This is a genomic window from Erythrobacter sp. RANMB8 (genome assembly GCF_056848235.1).
The window spans coordinates 59,269-79,280 of sequence record NZ_JBREHG010000014.1 but is presented as its reverse complement, the minus strand read 5'-3'; the positions used below and the strand labels follow the sequence as shown (position 1 = coordinate 79,280).

Sequence of the window (20,012 nt, the reverse complement as noted above, 5' to 3'; positions counted from 1 at the left end):
TGGCGCAGACCACCCGCCCCTACTCCGCCTCGGCGGTGAATTGAAGCCGGGCGAGGCGCGCATAGAGCCCGCCTGCCTTGCTCAGCGCCTCGTGCGTGCCCTGTTCGACGATCCGGCCTTCATCCAGCACCACGATCCGGTCGGCGGCGCGCACCGTGGCGAGGCGGTGGGCGATCACCAGCGTGGTGCGATCCTGCATCAGGCCTTCGAGCGCCTGCTGCACCAGCTGTTCGCTTTCGGCATCCAATGCGCTGGTCGCCTCGTCGAGCAGCAGGATCGGCGCATCGCGCAGCAGGGCGCGGGCGATGGCGACGCGCTGCTGCTGCCCGCCCGAAAGCTGGGTGCCGCCTTCGCCGAGATAGGTGTCGAGGCCCTGCGGCAGGGCGCGCAGGAAGCTTTCGGCATTGGCGGCGCGGGCGGCCTGCCAGATGTCTTCGTCCGAAGCGTCCCACTTGCCATAGCGCAGGTTGTCGCGGGCATTGGCGCTGAACAGCACCCCGTCCTGCGGCACCAGCGCGATACGGGCGCGCACCTCGGCCGGATCGGCGGCGGTCAGCGGCACCCCGTCAAGCCGGATCGTGCCACCCTGCGGATCGTAGAACCGCTCCACCAGCTGGAAAATGGTCGATTTGCCCGCACCGGACGGCCCGACGATGGCGACCGTCTCGCCCGGCTCGATCTCCAGCGTGAAATCCCTGAGCGCCGCGGTTTCGGGACGCGAGGGGTAACGGAAGGTGACATTGCGGAACGACAGGCTGCCGCGCGGCGGCACGGGCAGGCGTTCGGGGCGGGCAGGCGGGGCGATATCGGGCCGCGCTTCGAGCAGTTCGGCAAGGCGGCTCGCCGCGCCCGCGCCGCGCAGCAGATCGCCATAGACCTCGGTCAGCGCGCCGAGCGCGCCCGCCACCAGCCCGCCGGTGATCACGAAGGCGGCAATGGTGCCGCCGCTGATCGCGCCTTCGGCCACCGCCAGCGCGCCGCGCCACATCACCAGCACCACCCCGCCGAACACCAGCAGGATCACCACGGTCGTCATCGCGGCGCGCAGCAGGATGCGGCGGCGGGCGGTTTCGAAGGTGCCTTCGACCACGCTGGCAAAGCGCTGGCTCTCGCGCTGTTCCTGCCCGAAGCTCTGCACGATCTTCATCGCCGAGAGCACTTCGGTCACATAGGCGCCGACATCGGCGATGCGGTCCTGGCTGGAGCGCGAGACAGCGCGGATCTTGCGCCCGAAATAGACGATCGGCAGGATCACCAGCGGAATCCCGACCAGCAGCCCGATGGTCAGCGACGGGGCGAGGAACACCAGAAACCCGATGCCGCCGATCCCTGTCAGGGTGTTGCGCAGCGCCACCGATACGGTGGTGCCGACCACGTTTTCGATGATCGCGGTGTCCGAGGTCATCCGGCTGGAGATTTCCTTGGGGCTGTTCTCCTCGTAGAAACCGGGCGACAGGCGCAGCAGGTTTTCCTGCACGCGCAGGCGGATATCGGCCACCACCCGTTCGCCCAGCCAGCTGACGAAATAGAACCGCAGCGCCGTTCCGAAGCCGAGGATCACCACGATCATCAGCAGATACTGGAAGGCGTGGGCGATATCGTCGGTGGTGGCAGCGCCGGTGAACGCCTCGTCGATGATCACCTTGAAACGCCAGGGGATCGCCAGCGTTGCCGCCGAGGTGATCACCAGCGCCAGCAGCGCGAGCGCGATCTGCCGCGGGTATTGCACCGCCGCGCCGAACACCATCCGCAGCGGCGCGAGCGAGCGCGATTTCGGGGCCGCGTCCTGCTCCGCTTCGTCCACAGGCGGCATCTCCGCCGCTTCGGGCAGAGTGTCGGCAGAAATGTCGGATGGCCCGCGGGTCTGGGTTTCGCCATGCATGATCGCAGCGCCCTAGCCGCGAAGCGCGCGGATTTCACGTGCAAAAAGCACAGGCTGGCAGCCGCCCCGATAGCCCTTAGCGTAATTGTGCATTGCACAATGGGGCGCGAAGGCGCATCTGTTATCCCAAGGTGCCCGGGGGATGAGGCGCCGGAGTGTTCGTCGCGCAAGGGTAACTGCATGCTTTATCACGCCTATGAGCTGCAACGCAGCTGGATGAACAGCGCCAGCGCGCTTGCTTCGATCAGCGCCAATCTGCTCTCCAACCCCGCCAATCCGCTGACCGCTTTCGGCATGGGGCCGATGGCGGCGAGCGCGCTCGATGTCTTTGCCCACGCCACCGCGCATTACGGCAAGCCCGCATTCGGCATCGCCAGCGTGGATATTGGCGGCAAGTCCCACGCCGTGACTGAAAGCGTGGTGTTGAAGCGCCCCTTCGGCGATCTCCTGCGCTTCCGCGTCGAGGGCACTCCGGCAGACCGCCCGCGCCTGCTGATCGTCGCCCCGATGAGCGGCCACTACGCCACGCTGCTCCGCGGCACGGTGGAACGGATGCTGGAATCGGCGGAAGTGTTCATCACCGACTGGGCTGACGCCAAGATGGTTCCGGCGAGTGCGGGCAAGTTCGATCTCGACGATTATATCGACTACCTGATGGACTTTGCCGAGCACGTCCATTCCGAAGCGGGCGGCCAGCGCATCCACATGATGGCAGTGTGCCAGCCTTCGGTGCCCGCCTTCGCCGCGACCGCGCTGCTCAATCTCCACAAATCGCCCGCCACGCCTGCCACCCTCACCATGATGGGCGGGCCGATCGACACCCGCGAATGCCCGACCGTGGTCAACAACATGGCGATGCAGCGCCCGATCGCATGGTTCCGCCAGAGCGTGATCGCGACCGTTCCCGGCAAGTATCCGGGCGCGGGCCGCCGGGTCTATCCCGGTTTCATGCAACTGTCGGCGTTCATGTCGATGAACCTCTCCAGCCACATGATGAGCCATTACGAGATGTTCAAACACCTCACCATCGGCGACGAGGCGAGCGCGCAGGCGACCAAGACCTTCTATGACGAATACCGCTCGGTGTGCGACATGACCGCCGAATTCTACCTCCAGACGGTGGAGGAGGTGTTCCAGAAGCACTCGATCCCCAAGGGCGAGTTCCGCCACAAGGGCGAAGTGGTGGATCTGACGGCGATCACCGGCACCGCGCTGCTGGCGATCGAGGGCGAGCGGGACGATATCTCGGGCCTCGGCCAGACCCGCGCCGCGCTCAAGCTGACGCCGAACCTGCCCGACGCGATGAAGCGCTATTACATGGCCGAGGGCGCGGGCCATTACGGCATCTTCAACGGCAGCCGCTGGCGCGAAAAGGTCGCTCCGGTGGTCGAGGAATGGATCGCCGCCCACGCCGGGTAAGGCGTTATCCGGCCAGCGCGCTTTCAGGCTGGTGCTGTGACGGCGCAGGCGCAAGTTCCAGCAGATCGCCGAAGGTCACGGGATTTGCCGTGAGCGTCGGGTGCGGCGAATAGCCGTCGTGCCAGTATTTGCGCTCGATCATGTCGCGCGCGATGCTCATGCCGAAAAAGCGGCGCGGGCGGGGCGAGCGGTTGTCCGGCCCTGCGTGCAGCAGATCGCTGCGATAGATGATGACCGAGCCCTTGCGCGGCGCTGTCTGCACGAGCGCGAAGGTATCGTCGAGCATCTGGCCGCGGCGGAACAGCTGCCACAGGGTGCGCGGGCCAAGATTGCGCAGGCTGAACTGCGCGTTCTTGCCCAGAACGAACCGCAACAGATTGGGCTGGTGCAGATCCCACTTGGCCGAAAACACCCGGTCGCGGAATTCGCCGGGGACGAGTGCGGCCGGCCCGCTGCGGCGCATCGCCAGCAGCTTGGTCAGATTGTGCCGCAGGATGCGCCAGTTGCAGCGTGTGCGGAACAGCTCCATCAGCGCAAAGGCCGCGCCGCCATGGGTGTTGCCGGCGCCGCCATACATATGCGTGCCCGGCACGAACACCGTCCCGCCCTGGGCTTCGGACACATCCTCCACGGCTGCAAACAGGCTGATCACCCCGGCCGGATCGCGGTGGATATACTGGTGCGAGGAGCCGAGGTAGCTGGTGAAGGTGGCCACTTCGAGCAACGGGCGCGTGCGTCCGCAAAACTCCGACAACACGCCTTCAAGCCGCCGCGCGAGGGTCGCGGCAAAGTGCATCACTTCGGGGCTTGACGGCAGCGAGCAGAAATCGCGCCGCATGTAGTGGTTGTCGGTCTCGCTCGCGAAGGTCGAATGGCTGCGGTCGGGATCCTCGATGGTCTGCCGCATCAACGCCAGCGCGTGATCGGCCTCGGCATCGGACAGCAGCCCGGTGAGCACCACCAGCCCGTAGGTATCCATCATCCCCGCCGCCTGCCGGGCGCAGGCATCGGTCAGCCTGCCGCCTGCATCGAGCACGGCAGCGACTTCGAACGCGGACGTATCGCTGGATACATTGAGTTGGCCCATAACGGCTGCCGTTATTGCCGCGGAAGTTTCTCTATAGGGTTAACGGCATGATTGATCGGATGGTTCTCAGGATGCGAACTGCCCCGGCAGCCAGAGCGACAGGGCCGGCACGTAGGTGATCAGCAGCAGGGCCGCTATCAGGGTCAGATAGAACGGCATGATCGTGCGCACCAGCGTGGTGACCGGAATCCCGCCCACGGCAGACCCGACGAACAGCACCGATCCGACCGGCGGGGTCACCAGCCCGATCCCGAGGTTGAGCATCATGATGATTCCGAAATGCACCGGGTCCACGCCCACATCCATCGCCACCGGCAGGAAAATCGGTGTGGTGATGACGATCAGCGGCGCCATGTCCATGAAGGTTCCCAGCAATAGCAGCAGGACATTGATGATCAGCAGGGTCAGCAGCGGGTTATCGGTCATCCAGCCGATCAGCTGCCCCAGCTGCTGCGGCACTTCGAGCAGGGCCATCGCAAATCCGAAAGCCGTGGCGGCGGCGATGATGAACAGCACCATCGCTGCCGTGCGCACCGATTTGCGCGCCGCTTCCCAGAATGCCGACCAGCCGAGGCTGCGATACACCAGCGCGCCCACCAGCACCGTGTAGAGCACGGCGATTGCGGAACTTTCGGTCGCGGTGAAAATGCCGCTCAGGATGCCGCCCATGATGATCACGGCGGTCATCAGGCCGGGCACGGCGAACACCGCGGCGCGGGCAAAGGCCCGCCAGCCGGGGAAGCTGCCGCGCGGCAGGCCGCGCCGCCGCGCCACCAGCCAGGTCGTGCCCATCAGCATGAAGCCGGTCAGCAGGCCCGGAAACACCCCCGCCAGAAACAGGTCCGCGATCGATACCCCAAGGCCCGATGCTGCCGAATAGATGATCATGTTGTGCGAAGGCGGGATCAGCAAGCCGACAATCGCCGCCGTCACTGTGACATTGACCGCAAAGTCGCCCGGATAACCCTTTTCCTTCATCAGCGGCACCATCGTCGATCCGATCGCCGAGGCGCTGGCGATGGCCGAGCCGGACACCGCGCCGAACATCATCGATGCGCCGACATCGACCACGCCCAGCCCGCCGCGCATCCGGCCCATCGCTGCATCGGCCACCCGCACCAGCCGTTCGGCAATGCCGGCGCGGTACATCAGGTCTCCGGCGAAGATGAAGAACGGGATCGCCATCAGGGTGAACACGCTGATGCCCGCGGCGACCCGCTGCACCGCGACGATCGGCGGGATGCCCATCACGGCAAAGCAGGCGAGCGCCGCGCCGAGCAGCGCGAAGCCGACCGGCACCCCCAGCACCAGCAGCAGCGCGAGGCTTGCGAACAGAACCAGCAGTTCCATCAGGCGCTGCCCCCTTCATCGCCGCGCGGCTTTCCGTCCAGCACCTGCGGCAGGGCGAACAGCGCCATCAGCAGTCCGGACACGGGCATGGGGACATAGGCCACCGCGCGGCTGATCCCGAGCGCGGGCATCGCATTGCCGCGCACCAGCCAGACCAGCTGCGCCCCGTAAACCAGCAGCACCAGACCCAGTGCCAGCACGACCAGCGCCGTAATCCGGCGCAGCAAGGTCGCGCGCGGGCCGAGCCGTTCTTCCAGCAGGGCAATGCGGATATGGAACCCTTCGTGCACCCCTGCGGCAGAGGCGAACATCACATACCAGATCATCAGCACCAGCGCGGCCTGTTCGGTCCACGAGGGGCTGGAATCGAGCACGAAGCGCCCGAACACCTGCCAGATGACAATCGTTGCCATGGCGACCAGTCCAAACGCGGCAGAGCGGATCAGCCAACCGGTCATTCGTTCAATCGCAATCATCGCGGACGCATCTCCAGAATCCGGGCCAGCACCGATTGCTGCTGCGCAGAGGTGATGAAGCGATCCCACACCGGTCGCATCAGATCGGCAAAGGGCGCGCGGTCGACGGTGTTGATCGCAACGCCCGATGCGGCGAGCATCGCCTGCGCCTCGTTCATGCGGAGATCCCACAGGCGCCGCATTTCGGGGACCGAACGGCGCGCCGCCTCGCGCACCAGATCGCGGTCGGCGCCCGACAGCCGGTCATAGCTGACCTTGCTCATCACCAGCGCTTCGGGGGTGAACAGGTGGTCGCTGATGCTGAGGAAGGATGCCACCTCGTAATGGCGCGAACTGGTGAAGGATGGCAGGTTGTTTTCGGCCCCGTCGATCACGCCTTGCGCAAGCGACTGGTAGGTTTCGCCCAGCGGGATCGGCACGGCATTGGCGCCCAGCGCATTGATCATCGCAACCGACAGATCGGACGCGGGCACCCGCAGCTTCAGCCCCTTCATGTCGTCCGGCGAACGGATCGGCCGCTGCGTGTTGTAGAAGCTGCGCGAACCGGAATCGTAGATCGCCAGCCCGATCAGCCCGTGCGGCTCCAGCGACGCCAGCACCTCGCCGCCTACCGGGCTATCCACCACGCGCCGCATGTGATCGACCGAATCGAACACGAACGGCAGCGAGAACGGCAGGGTCATCGGCTCGATCGAATTGAGCGGCGCGAAATAGACCCGGTTAAGATCGATGCCGCCGAAGCTGGTGATTTCCAGCGTATCGGCCTCGCTGCCCAGTTGCCCTCCGGCAAACATCTTGATCCCCAGCCGTCCGCCGGTCTGTTCGGAGAGAAACCGGCCCATGAATTCCACGGCGCGCACGGTCGGGTAATCGGCGGGGTGGCCATCGGTGGCGGTGAACATCCCGCCGATGCGCGGGCCGCAGCCCGGCAGCAGTCCTGCGCCGGCGAGTGCAATCGCGCCGCCCAGCACGGCCCGCCGCGTCGGTCTGCCAGAAACTGCCATCGGCGCGACCACCCCTTTCCTTCCCGCCTTCATACCACGCCTGTCGCACGCGCCCATGCGAGCCATGCTTCCGGCCAGGCGGCGACCGCCTTGCCCGCCGCCCGGCTGATGCCGAACCCGTGCCCGCCGCTTGCGTAGAAGTGCGAATCCACCGCGATCCCCCGCGCTGTCAACGCAGCGCGCATGGCCAGCGCATTGCCGACCGGAACCACTTCGTCATCCTCGGCGTGCAGCAGGAAGAAAAAGGGCGCATCCTCCGGGATGGTCTCGTCCGGAGAATGCGCCATTACCAGTGCGGAGGGGGGATCCGCACCCAGCAGACGTTCACGCGAGCCGGGATGGGCAAGTCCGGTGCGCATGGAGATGACGGGATAGATCAGCGCCGCCGCATCCGGCCGGGCGGACACCCTGTCTGCGGCATCGACCGGCCCATAGGTCTGCGCGGCAAAGCGCGTCGCGAGGCTGGCGGCGACATGACCCCCGGCGGAAAAGCCCATCACGCTGATGCGCTGCGGATCGATGCCCCATTCGGCATGGCTATGCCGGATCAGACGCAGCGCGCGCTGGGCATCGGACAGGGCGACATCGGGCCCTGCGGCCCAGCCCTGATGCGGAAGGCGATAGAACAGCACGAAGGCGGTGATCCCGCGCTCCGCCAGCCAGCGCCCCAGCTCGAAGCCTTCCTTGTCGATCACGACATGGCGATATCCGCCGCCCGGCGCGATCAGCACGGCGGCTCCGCCCGGCTGCTGCGGGCGGAACACGGCCATGCGCGGCATGACAATGCCCTGCATGATGCGGTCAGGCCTGGCCGGATCGGCCGAGCGTTCGACGATCTGTTCTTGCGGCAGCACGGCAGGCTGGCCGGGCGCGGGGCCCGGCCAGAGTGCGACCCAGCTTGCGGGCTCGTATGCAGGCTCTCCGGCCGGGGCCGCGGCGATGGCCCGACCGGCGACGAACGGCGCGGCGGCAGCCCATCCCAATCCGGCCATGGCAATGCGGCGGTCAATCAACGGCGTGTCCCGGAAGTCATGCGGCAAGGCAGCGCGGCGAGGCTTGGTCAGCCCCGCCGCGCGAGGGCAGATCACATCGTGAAGCGCGCACCCACCAGCACCGTGCGGCCGGTGCGGTTGAAGGTCACCGGACGATCGCCCACGCTGTCGACGAATTGCGGACGGATGGTGTCGAGCAGGTTGATCCCCTCCAGCGTCACCCTGATCCGGTCGTTCACGGCATAGCTCATCGCGGCATCGAGGTTGAAGGTCGATCGTGTGCCTTCGATGTCGTTGCCGTTCTGGCCCGGCACGCGGGTCAGGAAGCTGCTGCGGTAGGCGCCGGAGACGCGGGCGCTGAATTTCTTGTCCTCGTAATAGAGCGTGGTGTTGAACCCGGTCTTCGACAGGCCGGTCAGCTGGTCGCGCAGCGGGGCGGCGGCGGTGCCGTAGTTCACCTTGGAATCGAGCAGCGTCAGGTTGCCGAGGAAGCCGAAATTCTTCAGCACACCGGGCAGGAACGTGAACGGCTGCTGGTACTGGATCTCGATCCCCTTCAGATCGCCGCCCTCGCCGTTGATGTTGCGGGTGACGTTGAAGATGTCATCCGGACCGGAGGGCGATCCTTCGAGCAGGCTGTCAGGCAGGCCGAGCGAGCTGAACGGCACCGACTCGGTCGCGCGCGTCACGAAGGTTTCGATGTCCTTGTAGAACACGGCCACCGACAGCAGCGATTCCGGGGCGAAATACCATTCGATCCCCAGATCGAACGAATTGGCGCGGAACGGATCGAGCTGCGGATTGCCGAAGCTCAGCGTCTGGCCGAAGGGGTTGAAGGCACCCCCCCGGCGTCAGGCTGGCGAGCGTCGGGCGTGCCATCTGGCGGGCGATGTTGCCGCGGATCAGCAGCTTGTCGGTCGGTTCCAGCACCACCGACACGGTCGGCAGCCAATCGGTATAAGCGTTGTCGACCGAAACCGTGGTGCCGCTCAGGATGCCGGTCGAGGTGACTTCAGTGCGGACATAGCGCACCCCGGCCACTGCGCGCAGGCCCCACGAACCGAGTTCGGTATCGAGAGAGCCCTGGAGGAAGGCGGCATAATCGTTCTCGACCACCTCGTTCTGCGCACCGTTCTGGAGCACCAGCGGGAAGTTGCCGGTGAACAGCCCGACGCGGGCCGCGATCGCTTCGATATCGGGCACCACCCAGGTGCGATCGATTCCGTCGGGGCCCGGGGCGCCCGAACCCATTCGCGCAAGGCTCGATTCCGCTGCGGTCAGCACAAAGGGCTGCACCACGGTGGTTGCGGTCAGCACCCGGTCGCGGCGCGATTCGGTGGAGGCGAAGGCAAACTGCTTGTACGAACCGCCAGCCTGAAGGCTGATGGTGTCGGTCGCCGCCCAGTCGCCTTCAAGCGCAACGGTTTTGAACTCGTTGAGCGTCGACTGCGGCCGGTCGCGCACTTCGTTGACAAGGAAGTTGGCCGGATTGGTGACATCGATATTGTAATCGATCAGCGGCGCGTTGCGGTTCTGGCTGAAATCGATGCGATAGCCGTCGACGTTCAGGGCATCGGCGATGATCGTGACCTGCTGCGCGATCCGGAAATCGGATTCCGACAGGCCACCGTTCAGCCGCACCTTGAAACGGTCGGAGAACTGGTGCTCGATTTCGAGCGTGGCCTGCTTGAATTCGGTCTCCAGATCATCGAGCCGGTTCTCGATCCGGACATCGACATCGTCGAAAGTGCCGCTGATGATGTTGCGGGTTTCGGGATCGACTTCCAGCGCGACGATGTCGGTCTGGCGGATGCCGTCAGCCGTGTTGCGGCTGAACGAAATCGCTTCGAGAAACTCCTCGCGGCGGGTCCCGGCGAAGCGCGAATAGAGCAGATCGAGGCTGATCGTGGTCCGCTCGCTCGGGGCGAACTGGAGGGCGCCGGTAATCCCCAGCCGGTCCTGGTCCGAGGTCAGCACGCCGTAGCGCGGAATGCGGGGGAAGAAGGCGGTTGCCGCCGTGGGGAAGGCCGCCTCGTTCTGGAAGGCGTTGCGCAGGGTGAAGCTTTGCGCCGCGCCGGCGGCGGGCACCGGGTTGCCGGCAAACCGCACCGAGCTGAAGCCTTCCTCCACGATGTCGCGCGGGGTCCATGCGACCGAGAGCAGGGCGCCGAAGGTTTCGGCATCATTGGCATAGCTGACCAGACCGGCGAGGCGCGGATTGAACTTGCGCGAGGCATCATTGTAGAGCGCCTGCGCCGAACCGGCGAGGGTCAGGCCGCCGCCATAATCCAGCGGCCGCGAGGTCGACAGATCGACCACTGCGCCCAATGATCCTTCCTCGGTGGCGGGGGTCGGCGACTTCGACACCTTGATGCTGCGGAACAGCTCTGAGGCGAAGGTGTTGAAATCGAACCCGCGCCCGCGGTTGGTGCCGCCCGAGGAGTCGGTCGAACCGGTGGTCGAGAGCGTTTCCATCCCGTTGATGCGCACGCGGGTGAAATCGGGATTGAGGCCGCGCACGGTGATCGTGCGGCCTTCGCCATTATCGCGGTCGATCGAGACGCCGGGAATGCGCTGGATCGATTCGGCGAGGTTGAGATCGGGGAAGTCCGCAATGTCTTCGGCAAGGATGACATCGACGGCATTCACGGCCTCGCGCTTCTGGCCGAGCGCGGCGTTGAGACTGCTGCGGAAGCCGGTGACGACGATATCCTCGCCGGCCGGCTGTTCTACGGTTGCGGCCTCCTGGGTCTGGCCAAGCGCTGCCGAGGGCAGGGCCAGAGCGCTCCCGACGAGCAGGACGGATTTCAACCGGATGTGGCTGGCAATGTGTGACACGCAGTCTCTCCCTGTTTTTCCCCTGAGAGAGTGACACCGGTTTCCCCCGAATGCCGCAAAGCAGCGCTGCCGCGCTCTTCCCCTCTCCCCCGATTTTGGTAACCGGTGTCATTATCGATTGCCATGCCCCCGCGTTTCTGTCAAGCAGCGGAGCGAAACTTGGGAGAGTGGCTGAAATGCGCGGTTTTTTTGCCTTTCTGGTGGCTTTCGCGGTGGCTGCTGTGTTCCTGCCGCAACAGACCCATGCCCATCCCGCCGATCCCACACAGGGCGGGGCAGGCGGGCGGATCATCCGGGTGACGACACTGGCCGCCGATGGCCCGGGCAGCTTGCGCGCCGCGATCAAGGCCAAGGGGCCGCGCATCATCGTGTTCGAAGTGGCAGGGGTGATCGATCTTGGCCGCACCAGCATCGATATCAACAACCCCTTCCTGACCATCGCCGGCCAGACCGCACCCGGCCCCGGCATCACGATCATCAAGGGCGGGATCGACATCAAGACCCATGATGTGAAGATCCAGCACATCCGCGTGCTCACCGGTGCCGACGGGCAGGCCAAGCGCAGCGGGTGGGAAGCCGATGCCCTGTCCACCGTGCGCGCCGCGCGGGTGGTGATCGAGAACTGCACCTTCCTGTGGGGCGTGGACGAGAACATGTCCGCCTCCGGCCCGCGCTTCACCGGCACCACGGTGGAGGAATGGCGCGAGGGCACCAGCCACGACATCGTCTTCCGGCTCAACCTCGCCGCCGAGGGTCTGGCCGATTCCAGCCATCCCAAGGGCGAACATTCCAAGGGTTCGCTGGTGCACGATAATGCCACCGGCATCGTCTTCGATCGCAACATCTGGGCGCACAATGTCGAACGCAGCCCGCTGGTGAAGGGCGGGGCGCAGGTGCTGATGATCAACAACCTGATCTACAATCCGCAACGGCGCGCGGTGCATTACAACCTGATGGACCTCGAATGGGCCGGCCAGCCGCACGTGACGGGCGAGATCACGGCGGTCGGCAATGTCATGCGCGGGGGCGACGATACCGTGCCGGGCCTGCCGTTCCTGATGCTGGGCGGGGTGGGCGATCTGGCCTATTACGGGCGCGACAATCTCGCGGTTGACCGGCACGGCAACCCGCTTCCGCAGTTCGGGCGTTATGGCAACACCGCTGCGAAACTGATCACGGCGAAGGCGCCGCTCGCCAGCCTCGATGGTTATGCCATCCTGCCCGCCGCCGAGGTCGAGACCACCGTGCTCGCCACCGCCGGGGCCCGTCCGTGGAATCGCGGGAGCGAGGAATTGCGCGTCCTGTTCTTCATCGCCGAGGGGCGCGGCGAGGTGATCGACGATGAAAGCGAGGTGGGCGGCTATCCCGTGGTCGATCCGGTCAGCGCCCCGTTTGTCGAGGCCGAGTGGGATCTGGCCACCATGACCCCGAAATCGGGCATCTGGCCGGGCCAGAAGCCGGGCGCGCAGGAACATCTTTCGCCCCGCGACCGCGGGATGCGGGCCGGCGCGAAGTAAGGGCTGGCCGTCAGGTCCCCGGCTGCACGTAGGGGGCGCGGGCGAACAGCTCGCGCTCCCACCGGCGCGGGTCGCTGACCACGCGGCTGTCGCGGTCGAACACCATCGTCTGGCGCCGTTCAAGGTCATAGGCGGGCCAGCCCGGATCGCCGGTGCGGGCGAAGCGGACGAAGGCGTCCATCACGCGCGCGCTCATTGCGGCCTGTGCCGGGGTCGCACCGGGCACCGTGCCGAAGGCGAGGCCGATATCGTCGGTGTGCTTGGCGTTGTCGAAATCGAGCTGGTAGACGAAGGTATTGGCGCGCCCGTCCCGCGCCCGCGCCTCGGCCTCTTCCACCTGCCCGCGCCAGCTGCGCGCCGGGGTGACAATGCGGTGGAACAGCTCGTCGGGCGATGCTTCGGGATAGCGGGCGCGGAACTGGTCCACGACCCAGCCGGGCGAGAGGTCAACTCGCATCTCGGGCCCGATCCGTTCGGCGAGATTGTCGAAGGTGAGGCCCTTCAGCACCTTGCTATCGGGCGGATAGAAAGCGCGCGTCTCGGCGATGGTGTTGCCGAGCAGCATCGGGATTGCGGCCGATTGCGGCGGCGCATCGGGCCAGAAGGGGTGGCGGTGAAGGTGGCGCATATCGACCACCGGCCCGAAATAGACCCGTCCGCCCAGCACCGGATCGGAGGCGTCAAGCGCGGCGACGAGCGCGGCAACCGGCGTCGTCGCCGGATCGTGCCCCAGCGCCGCGAGGAATGCTGCGGCGCGCTTTGCGGCGTTCATCGGCCCGGAGGCGGTAACCTGCTGCCCGCTCATGGTGATCGCCTTGTGGAACAGCCCTGCGGCGGCGGGCATCGCCATCAGCGTGGCGATTTTGGCGCCCCCGCCCGATTGCCCGAACAGCGTAACGTTGCCCGGATCGCCCCCGAAAGCCGCGATGTTCCGCTGCACCCATTCGAGCGCACAGATCAGATCAAGCTGTCCTGCGTTCCCGCTGTCGGGGAAGACCTCGGGCAGGTAGAGATAGCCCAGCGCGTTCAGCCGGTGGTTGACCGTCACCACCACAACCTGCCCCCGCGCCGCCAGCGCCGCGCCGTCATTGAGGGGGTCGGTGACCGAGCCGGTGGAATAGGCCCCGCCGTGGAAATAGACCATCACCGGAAGAGCGCGTTTCCCGCCTGCCGGAACCCAGACATTGAGGAACAGGCAGTCTTCCGATTGCGGCTGATAGGCGCTGCCTGCTTGCGGGCAGGCGGGGCCGAACCCTGCGGCCTGTTCGGCCATCGGCGCGTGCGAGATGACCGGCACGGGCGCGCAAAACCGCTCGGCGCGGGCGTAGCGGATCCCGGCAAAGCGGTGCGCGCGCAGCGTGACATTGTCGGCGGGGTCATAGGCAAAGGCACCGATGTAGTGCCCCGATGCGCTGCGCACTTCCGGCAGGCGGATCGTGGTCGCCCGCCCCGGAACCGCGAGCCCGCCAAGCAGCGCCGCCCCGCCCGCCAGTGCAGCGCGGCGCGACCAGCCTTCAGCGGCGGACATCGCCTGCACCGGCGCTGAAACCATCGAGCATGGCGCGGCTGACCGGACACATATCGCCAGCGATCGTATGCTTGAGCGCCGCGAGTGCCAGCCCCCGACCGGCCATCACGGCAAGCTCCCCGCCTTCCAGCCAGCCGTCGAGCACGCCTGCCGCAAAGGCATCGCCCGTCCCGATCCGGTCGACGATACCGGTGACGTCGATCTCCTGCGTCTGGTGGCTGGTGCGGCGGCTGTCCACCCTTGCGCTGATGCGGTGATGATCGCTCGTCACCAGATGCCGTGCGGTCGAGGCGATCAGTTCGAGCCTGGGGAAAGCCGCGAAGGCCGCCTCGGCCGCTTCGCGCCGCCGGTCCTCGCCCGCGCCGGAGAAATCGCGTCCGAGCAGCAGCGAGATGTCGCGGTGGTTGCCGATCAGGATGGTCGCATCGGCGACCAAATCGCGCAGGATCGCGGCCGGATCGCTGTCCCACGCCGCCCACAACCGGGCGCGGTAATTCCCGTCGAAACACACCGGCACCCCGGCGCTGCGCGCCGCAGAATGGGCCGCCCGCGCCAGCGCTACACCTTGCGGGCCGAGTGCAGGGGTGATCCCGCCGCAATGCAGCAGCCTTGCGCCCGCGAGTGCTCCGGCAAAGTCGATGCTCTCCGGCGCGGCGCAGGCAAAGGCGCTGCCGGCGCGATCATAGGTGATCGCCGAAGGGCGCGGGCCGGAACCGGCTTCGAGAAAGTAGAGCCCCATGCGCCCGGGCGCGCGGGTGATGTGCTGCACGCCCACCCCGCTCGCCCGCAGCGCCGCCAGTGCCCGATCGCCCGGCGGATTATCCGGCAGAACCCCGGCAAAGCGCACCTCATGCCCAAGGCTCGCCAGCGCCGAGGCGACATTGGCCTCGGCCCCGCCAGCGACCATGTCGAGGCCCTGCGCCTGCACGAGCATCTGCCGGTCGGGCGGCGAGAGGCGCAGCAGGATCTCGCCGAAGCAGGTGACGGTCATGGGACCGGATTACCGCGCCAGCCAGCCGCCATCGACCGCCAGAATATGTCCGGTGACATAGTCCGAGGCCGGCGAGGCCAGAAATACTGCCGCTCCGGCAATGTCTTCCGGCCTGCCCCAGCGCCCCGCCGGAATGCGTTCGAGGATCTGGCGGTTGCGCGTTGCATCCGCCTGTAGCGCGGCGGTGTTGTTGGTGGCGATATAGCCGGGCGCAATGGCGTTGACCTGCACGCCCGCAGGCGCAAGCTCGTTGGCCATCGCCCTGGTCAGCCCTGCCACGCCCGATTTGGCCGCAGCATAGCTCGGCACGCGGATCCCGCCCTGAAAGCTGAGCAGCGAGGCGATGTTGACGATTTTCCCTGCCCCTTGCGCCGCCATCACTCTGGCCGCAGCCTGACTGAGAAAGAACAGCGTCTTCAGGTTGGTATCGATCACCGCGTCCCAGTCTTCCTCGGTGAAATCGGCCAGATCATTGCGGCGGATGATCCCGGCATTGTTGACGAGAATATCGAGCCCGCCGAGTGCCGCCACCGCGTCATCGACCAGCCCCGCGACCGGAGCGATCGAGGACAGGTCCGCGCGCAGGTCGACAACCTTGCGCCCGGTCGCGGCGATCAGCGCCATCGTTTCGGCAGGCGCGCTGCGTCCGGCCAGCGCCACATCTGCCCCGGCATCGGCGAGCGCGACGGCAATCGCCTGGCCGATACCGGTGTTGGCCCCCGTCACCAGTGCGCGCTTGCCGGTGAGGTCGAAGGAAATCGCCATGTCCGAAGCCCCCTTACAGCGCCTTCAGATAGGCGGCGATGCTGTCGTCCTGACAGTTGGGATAGAAGTATTCGGCAAAGCGCTCGCCCGCGATGGCGGCGCGCAACAGGTCCTGATCGACGCTTTTCAGCACGGTCAGCATGTCGTGGCAGCTGGCCGCCTTGAGGTCCGCCAGCTTGCCGCGATTGACCGCCATGATCGCGGCGCGTTCCTTGGGGTAGCCCGCGCCCGGCTCGCCTTCGAACAGCTTGCGGTAGCAATCCTGCAAATTGAGTTCGGCGGCCCAGCCGAAACCCTTGGCATAGGGCATCGAAACCGCATTGCCGGCATTGATCTGGCTGAACAGGAAAGCGTCGGTCGGGTCGATCACAAGGCCGCAGAACACGCCCGGCATCGCGTTGCAGGCGAGCATCGAGCCCATCCCCGTGCCGCAGCCGGTGACCACGAAATCGGCCGCCTTGCTGTTCAGCAGGATGCCCGCCAGCAACCCGTTCATCACATAGGTGAGCGAGGCGGCGTCCTCTGCCGAATACATGCCGTAATTGAACACCTCATGCCCCAGAGGTTCAGCCACAGCGGTCAGCGCCTCGTGGATGATGCCGTTCTTGGCGGCCTGGCTGTTTTCGGTGATGAGCGCGATCTTCATGGGTCTATCCTGTTCTGCGAAACCGGCGCTTTAGGAAACCGGTGTCATGATGCTGTGTAACCGCAAAGCGCGGGCCGATTCAACCTCGCATTTTCAGCCCTTCGGCGGAGCGACGGACTGGCGTTTGACGAGCTGTGCGGGAAAGCGCGATTGGCCGGCGGTCTTGTCGTCCGGTGCGATCAGCTTGAGCGCGGCGGCCCGGCCCATCTGACGCACCGGCCAGCCGACGGTGGTCATCGGGGGCCAGATATGGGCCGCGATCGGCGAATCGTCGAAGCCGATGATCGACAGGTCGTCGGGCACCCTCAGGTTGCGCTGGCGGGCGGCGTGGAAGGCGCCGGACGCCATCTCGTCATTGCTGGCGAAGATCGCGGTGGGGCGTTCGGCGGCGTCGAGCAATTGCCCGGCGGCGGCCAGTCCGGATTCGAACCGGTAGGTCCCCTGCGCCCGCGCTTCGGGCGGCACGGGCAGGCCATGCGCTGCCATGGCCGCAAGAAAGCCCTCGCGCCGTTCGAAGGCCGAACGGAACCCTTCCGGCCCTTCGATCAGCGCGATCCGGCGATGGCCGAGTTCGACCAGATGATCGACCGCCTGCGCCACCATCTCGCGGTCGTTCGAGGCGACCATGTGATCGCCATCATCCAGCATCGCCGAGCCCATCCGGACATAGCCGCAGCCCATTTCGGTGCAGAGCTGCGCGAGCGCATCATTTTCCGAGATCGGCGGCAGGATCAGCACGCCGTAAAGCCGCTGCTGTTCAAGGAACCGCCGGATATCGTCCATCATCGTCGGCGAGTGGCGGTCCACCGGGCGCACCGCCAGTGCGAACTCGGTGTCGCGGATCGCATCGAGCACGCCTTCCTGAAAATTGAGCACGGTTTGCGCATTGGGATTGTCGTGCAGCAGGCCGAGCAGGAAATTGCGCCGCAGCGCCAGCGCGCGCGCCTGCGGGTTGGGCACATAGCCAAGCTGTTCGATCACCGTCTCGACCCGGGTGCGGGTATCCTCGCTGAGCAGGGCCGAGCGGTTGATCACCCTGCTGACCGTCTTCTTGGAGACACCGGCAAGCCGCGCCACATCGTTGATCGTCGGAGGTTTGCCGGATTTGGCCATGGTCGTTGTCATGTTCTTTCAGCGTGAGGCTGCCCTTCTAGTCGGCAATTGCCCGATTGCAAAAACGCCCGCCCTGCAAGGCAGCAATAGCGCTTCAAGAAAGCTTTTGACACCGGTTTCCTTTTTCGCCAATGCCTCTCCTTGTGGGGCACATGGACGAGAGGAAAACGGTGCAATCCGAGGTGCGCGACATCGCTGGCGCATTCGTTGCCGCACGGCGCGGCGGCACGGCTATCGGCGAGTATCCGGGGCGGCGTCCCGTCGATCTGGCCGGTGCCTATGCGATCCAGGACTGCGCGCTTTCGCTCTGGGACCGGCCTGTGGGCGGGTGGAAGGTCGGCCGGATCAATCCGCCCAATGATGCCAGGCTCGGCGCGGACCGGCTGGTCGGACCCGCGTTTCGCGACGCCATCGTGATGGCCGGGCAGGAGCCGCACCCCTTTCCCACCTTTCACGGCGGATTTGCCGCAGCCGAGGCAGAATTCATGCTGCGTCTGGCACCGCGGGAGGGGCCGCTTCCCGCGACCCCCGAAGCGGCGATGGACTGGATCGACGAGGTCCGCATCGGCATCGAAATCGCCTCGTCACCCTATGCCCGGATCAATGCCGACGGGCCATGCGTGACGATTTCCGATCACGGCAACAATGCCGGACTGCTGCTTGGCCGGGTGGTCGGGCGCGATGACTGGGGGCGCCTTGACGAGGTCGAGGTGGCGCTGGCGATCGACGGCCGGATCGCGGGCCGCGCGACCACCGCCACCATGCTCGATGGCCCTTTCGGCGCAGCGCGGTTCCTGATCGGCAATCTCGCCAGCCGGGGCATCGTTCCCGAGGCCGGCTGGTGGATTTCGAGCGGCGCGATCACCGGCGTCCACCCTGTTTCACCGGGCAGCGCGGTCTGCGCCAGTTTTGCCGGTATCGGATCGGTCGAGGCGCTGATCACCTGACGGCGCGGCGGGCGGGATGCGCCGCCGCCGGATCGCGATCAAACCCTCCAGTCGATGCTGCCGCGCCCGCGTTCCTCCAGAAAGGCGTTGGTCTGGCTGAAGGGGCGGGAGCCGAAGAAGCCGTTATGCGCCGATAGCGGGCTGGGGTGGGCCGAGGTCAGCACCAGATGGTGCCCCGAGCCGGCAAGCGCGCGGGCGAGAGCCGGGACGCGGCTGGCCTTTTTCTTCGCGTGGCTGCCCCACAGGATGAACACCGTCGGCGCCTCGCTCGCGGCCACGGCGGCGACGCAGGCATCGGTCACCGCATCCCATCCGCGCCCCGCATGGCTGCCCGCCTGCCCCGCCTCGACCGTCAGCGTGTTGTTGAGCAGCAGCACCCCCTGCCGCGCCCACGGGGTCAGATCGCCGGTGGCAGCGCGGGGAATTCCGCAGTCCGCTTCCAGCTCCTTGTAGATGTTCACGAGGCTGGGCGGCACCTTCACACCATCCTGCACCGAGAAGGCGAGCCCATGCGCCTGTCCGGGGCCGTGATAGGGGTCCTGCCCCAGAATCACGCAGCGCACGGCATCGAGCGGGGTCAGCGCCAGCGCGGCCAGCCGTTGCCCGCGCGGGGGATAGACCTGCTTGCCCGCCGCTTCCTCGGCCTTGAGCCACCCGCCGAGGCGGCGCGCCTCGGTCGTCGCCAGCACCGGATCGAGCACGGCGCGCCAGCTTGCTGGAATGGTTTCGGCAGTCATGCCTGCAAACTGGCACGCACCGCTGGACCGCGCCACTCACCCCTTCCCCTCTTTCCCCAATCGGCGTAGGGGCAGGCGCATGGCTGTGCATTTCCACGAAGAAGACCTCCCTGCCGGCGTGCTGGTGAATGATCGCGCGATCGCGGTCGATACCGAGACCATGGGCCTCGTCACCCCGCGTGACCGGCTGTGCGTGGTGCAATTGTCCGACGGGACGGGCGACGAGCATCTGGTGCGCTTCAATCCGGGCAGCGCCTATGATGCCCCCAATCTGAAGGCGGTGCTGGCCGATCCGGCGCGGGTGAAGATCTACCATTTCGCCCGCTTCGATCTGGCCGCGATCCACCACTATCTTGGCGTGATGGCAGGCCCGGTGTTCTGCACCAAGATCGCCAGCAAGCTGACCCGCACCTATACCGACCGCCACGGTCTCAAGAATCTGGTCGAGGAACTGCTGGGCGAAAGCATTTCGAAGCAGCAGCAGTCGAGCGGCTGGGGCGGGCCGGTGCTGTCGGATGCGCAGCGCGATTATGCTGCCAGCGACGTGCGCTATCTCCACCGCCTGCGTGACGAGTTGACCCTGCGGCTGGAACGCGAGGGGCGCACCGCCATCGCACAGGCGTGCTTCGATTTCCTCCCGACCCGCGCGCTGCTCGACATCGCCGGCTGGGCCGAAAGCGACATCTTCAGCCACATGTAAGGCGGCAAAGGGCACAGCGA

The 20,012-nt window shown here is 66.5% G+C and carries 17 protein-coding genes and 1 pseudogene; 4 read left to right on the top strand and 14 right to left on the bottom strand.

Features of this window, described 5'->3' with window-relative positions; all coding sequences use genetic code 11:
• Positions 1–19 precede the first annotated feature (19 nt).
• Positions 20–1,813 carry an ABC transporter transmembrane domain-containing protein gene (locus ACU0AG_RS14125; RefSeq protein WP_482782937.1) on the bottom strand — a complete coding sequence of 598 codons (1,794 nt, stop codon included), beginning with the start codon at positions 1,811–1,813 and terminating at the stop codon, positions 20–22.
• Positions 1,814–2,062: 249 nt separating this feature from the next.
• Between ACU0AG_RS14125 and ACU0AG_RS14120 the strand changes: the two genes are divergently transcribed.
• Entirely contained in the window at positions 2,063–3,301 is a 1,239-nt protein-coding gene (locus ACU0AG_RS14120; protein WP_482782915.1) for a polyhydroxyalkanoate depolymerase, read from the top strand.
• A 4-nt stretch (positions 3,302–3,305) separates the two neighbouring features.
• Here the strand turns inward: ACU0AG_RS14120 and ACU0AG_RS14115 are convergent, their stop codons facing one another.
• From ACU0AG_RS14115 to ACU0AG_RS14085, 7 genes and pseudogenes are all read right to left on the bottom strand, one after another.
• Entirely contained in the window at positions 3,306–4,388 is a 1,083-nt protein-coding gene (locus tag ACU0AG_RS14115) for a phytanoyl-CoA dioxygenase family protein (protein ID WP_482782914.1), read from the bottom strand.
• A gap of 66 nt (positions 4,389–4,454) precedes the next feature.
• A complete protein-coding gene (locus tag ACU0AG_RS14110; protein WP_482782913.1) occupies positions 4,455–5,738 on the bottom strand; it encodes a TRAP transporter large permease in 1,284 nt (427 codons plus the stop codon).
• Positions 5,738–6,196 (bottom strand): TRAP transporter small permease, encoded by a 459-nt coding sequence (locus tag ACU0AG_RS14105; RefSeq protein WP_482782912.1) that lies wholly within the window; start codon positions 6,194–6,196, stop codon positions 5,738–5,740. The genes ACU0AG_RS14110 and ACU0AG_RS14105 overlap by 1 nt, the downstream gene beginning before the upstream one ends.
• A gap of 14 nt (positions 6,197–6,210) precedes the next feature.
• On the bottom strand, positions 6,211–7,218 hold the full coding sequence (locus ACU0AG_RS14100) for a TRAP transporter substrate-binding protein (RefSeq protein ID WP_482782911.1): 1,008 nt from the start codon (positions 7,216–7,218) through the stop codon (positions 6,211–6,213).
• Between the two features lie 29 nt (positions 7,219–7,247).
• Entirely contained in the window at positions 7,248–8,210 is a 963-nt protein-coding gene (locus tag ACU0AG_RS14095; protein WP_482782910.1) for an alpha/beta hydrolase, read from the bottom strand.
• Between the two features lie 92 nt (positions 8,211–8,302).
• Positions 8,303–9,025 (bottom strand): TonB-dependent receptor domain-containing protein, encoded by a 723-nt coding sequence (locus ACU0AG_RS14090; protein ID WP_482782936.1) that lies wholly within the window; start codon positions 9,023–9,025, stop codon positions 8,303–8,305.
• 37 nt (positions 9,026–9,062) lie between these two features.
• A pseudogene (locus tag ACU0AG_RS14085) lies at positions 9,063–11,048 on the bottom strand (TonB-dependent receptor); the annotation flags it as partial.
• A 176-nt stretch (positions 11,049–11,224) separates the two neighbouring features.
• Here ACU0AG_RS14085 and ACU0AG_RS14080 point away from each other — a divergent pair.
• Entirely contained in the window at positions 11,225–12,565 is a 1,341-nt protein-coding gene (locus tag ACU0AG_RS14080) for a pectate lyase family protein (protein ID WP_482782909.1), read from the top strand.
• A gap of 10 nt (positions 12,566–12,575) precedes the next feature.
• Here ACU0AG_RS14080 and ACU0AG_RS14075 read toward each other — a convergent pair whose 3' ends face one another.
• The 5 genes from ACU0AG_RS14075 to ACU0AG_RS14055 form a co-directional block, all read right to left on the bottom strand.
• Complete coding sequence (locus ACU0AG_RS14075) at positions 12,576–14,093, bottom strand: carboxylesterase/lipase family protein (protein WP_482782908.1); 1,518 nt, start codon at positions 14,091–14,093, stop codon at positions 12,576–12,578.
• On the bottom strand, positions 14,080–15,084 hold the full coding sequence (locus ACU0AG_RS14070; RefSeq protein ID WP_482782907.1) for a sugar kinase: 1,005 nt from the start codon (positions 15,082–15,084) through the stop codon (positions 14,080–14,082). The genes ACU0AG_RS14075 and ACU0AG_RS14070 overlap by 14 nt, the downstream gene beginning before the upstream one ends.
• Before the next feature lie 9 nt (positions 15,085–15,093).
• Complete coding sequence (kduD, locus tag ACU0AG_RS14065; RefSeq protein ID WP_482782906.1) at positions 15,094–15,849, bottom strand: 2-dehydro-3-deoxy-D-gluconate 5-dehydrogenase KduD; 756 nt, start codon at positions 15,847–15,849, stop codon at positions 15,094–15,096.
• Positions 15,850–15,862: 13 nt separating this feature from the next.
• Positions 15,863–16,495, bottom strand: a complete 633-nt coding sequence (locus tag ACU0AG_RS14060; protein WP_482782905.1) for an RpiB/LacA/LacB family sugar-phosphate isomerase — start codon at positions 16,493–16,495, stop codon at positions 15,863–15,865.
• A gap of 93 nt (positions 16,496–16,588) precedes the next feature.
• Complete coding sequence (locus ACU0AG_RS14055; RefSeq protein WP_482782935.1) at positions 16,589–17,608, bottom strand: LacI family DNA-binding transcriptional regulator; 1,020 nt, start codon at positions 17,606–17,608, stop codon at positions 16,589–16,591.
• A 152-nt stretch (positions 17,609–17,760) separates the two neighbouring features.
• On the opposite strand from ACU0AG_RS14055, the gene ACU0AG_RS14050 reads away from it, so the two are divergent.
• The gene (locus tag ACU0AG_RS14050; RefSeq protein ID WP_482782904.1) at positions 17,761–18,555 is read left to right on the top strand and encodes a 2-keto-4-pentenoate hydratase; all 795 of its coding nucleotides are present in this window, start codon (positions 17,761–17,763) and stop codon (positions 18,553–18,555) included.
• 38 nt (positions 18,556–18,593) lie between these two features.
• Here ACU0AG_RS14050 and ACU0AG_RS14045 read toward each other — a convergent pair whose 3' ends face one another.
• On the bottom strand, positions 18,594–19,292 hold the full coding sequence (locus ACU0AG_RS14045) for a uracil-DNA glycosylase (protein ID WP_482782903.1): 699 nt from the start codon (positions 19,290–19,292) through the stop codon (positions 18,594–18,596).
• Between the two features lie 79 nt (positions 19,293–19,371).
• On the opposite strand from ACU0AG_RS14045, the gene ACU0AG_RS14040 reads away from it, so the two are divergent.
• Positions 19,372–19,992 carry a ribonuclease D gene (locus tag ACU0AG_RS14040; RefSeq protein ID WP_482782902.1) on the top strand — a complete coding sequence of 207 codons (621 nt, stop codon included), beginning with the start codon at positions 19,372–19,374 and terminating at the stop codon, positions 19,990–19,992.
• Positions 19,993–20,012 lie beyond the last annotated feature (20 nt).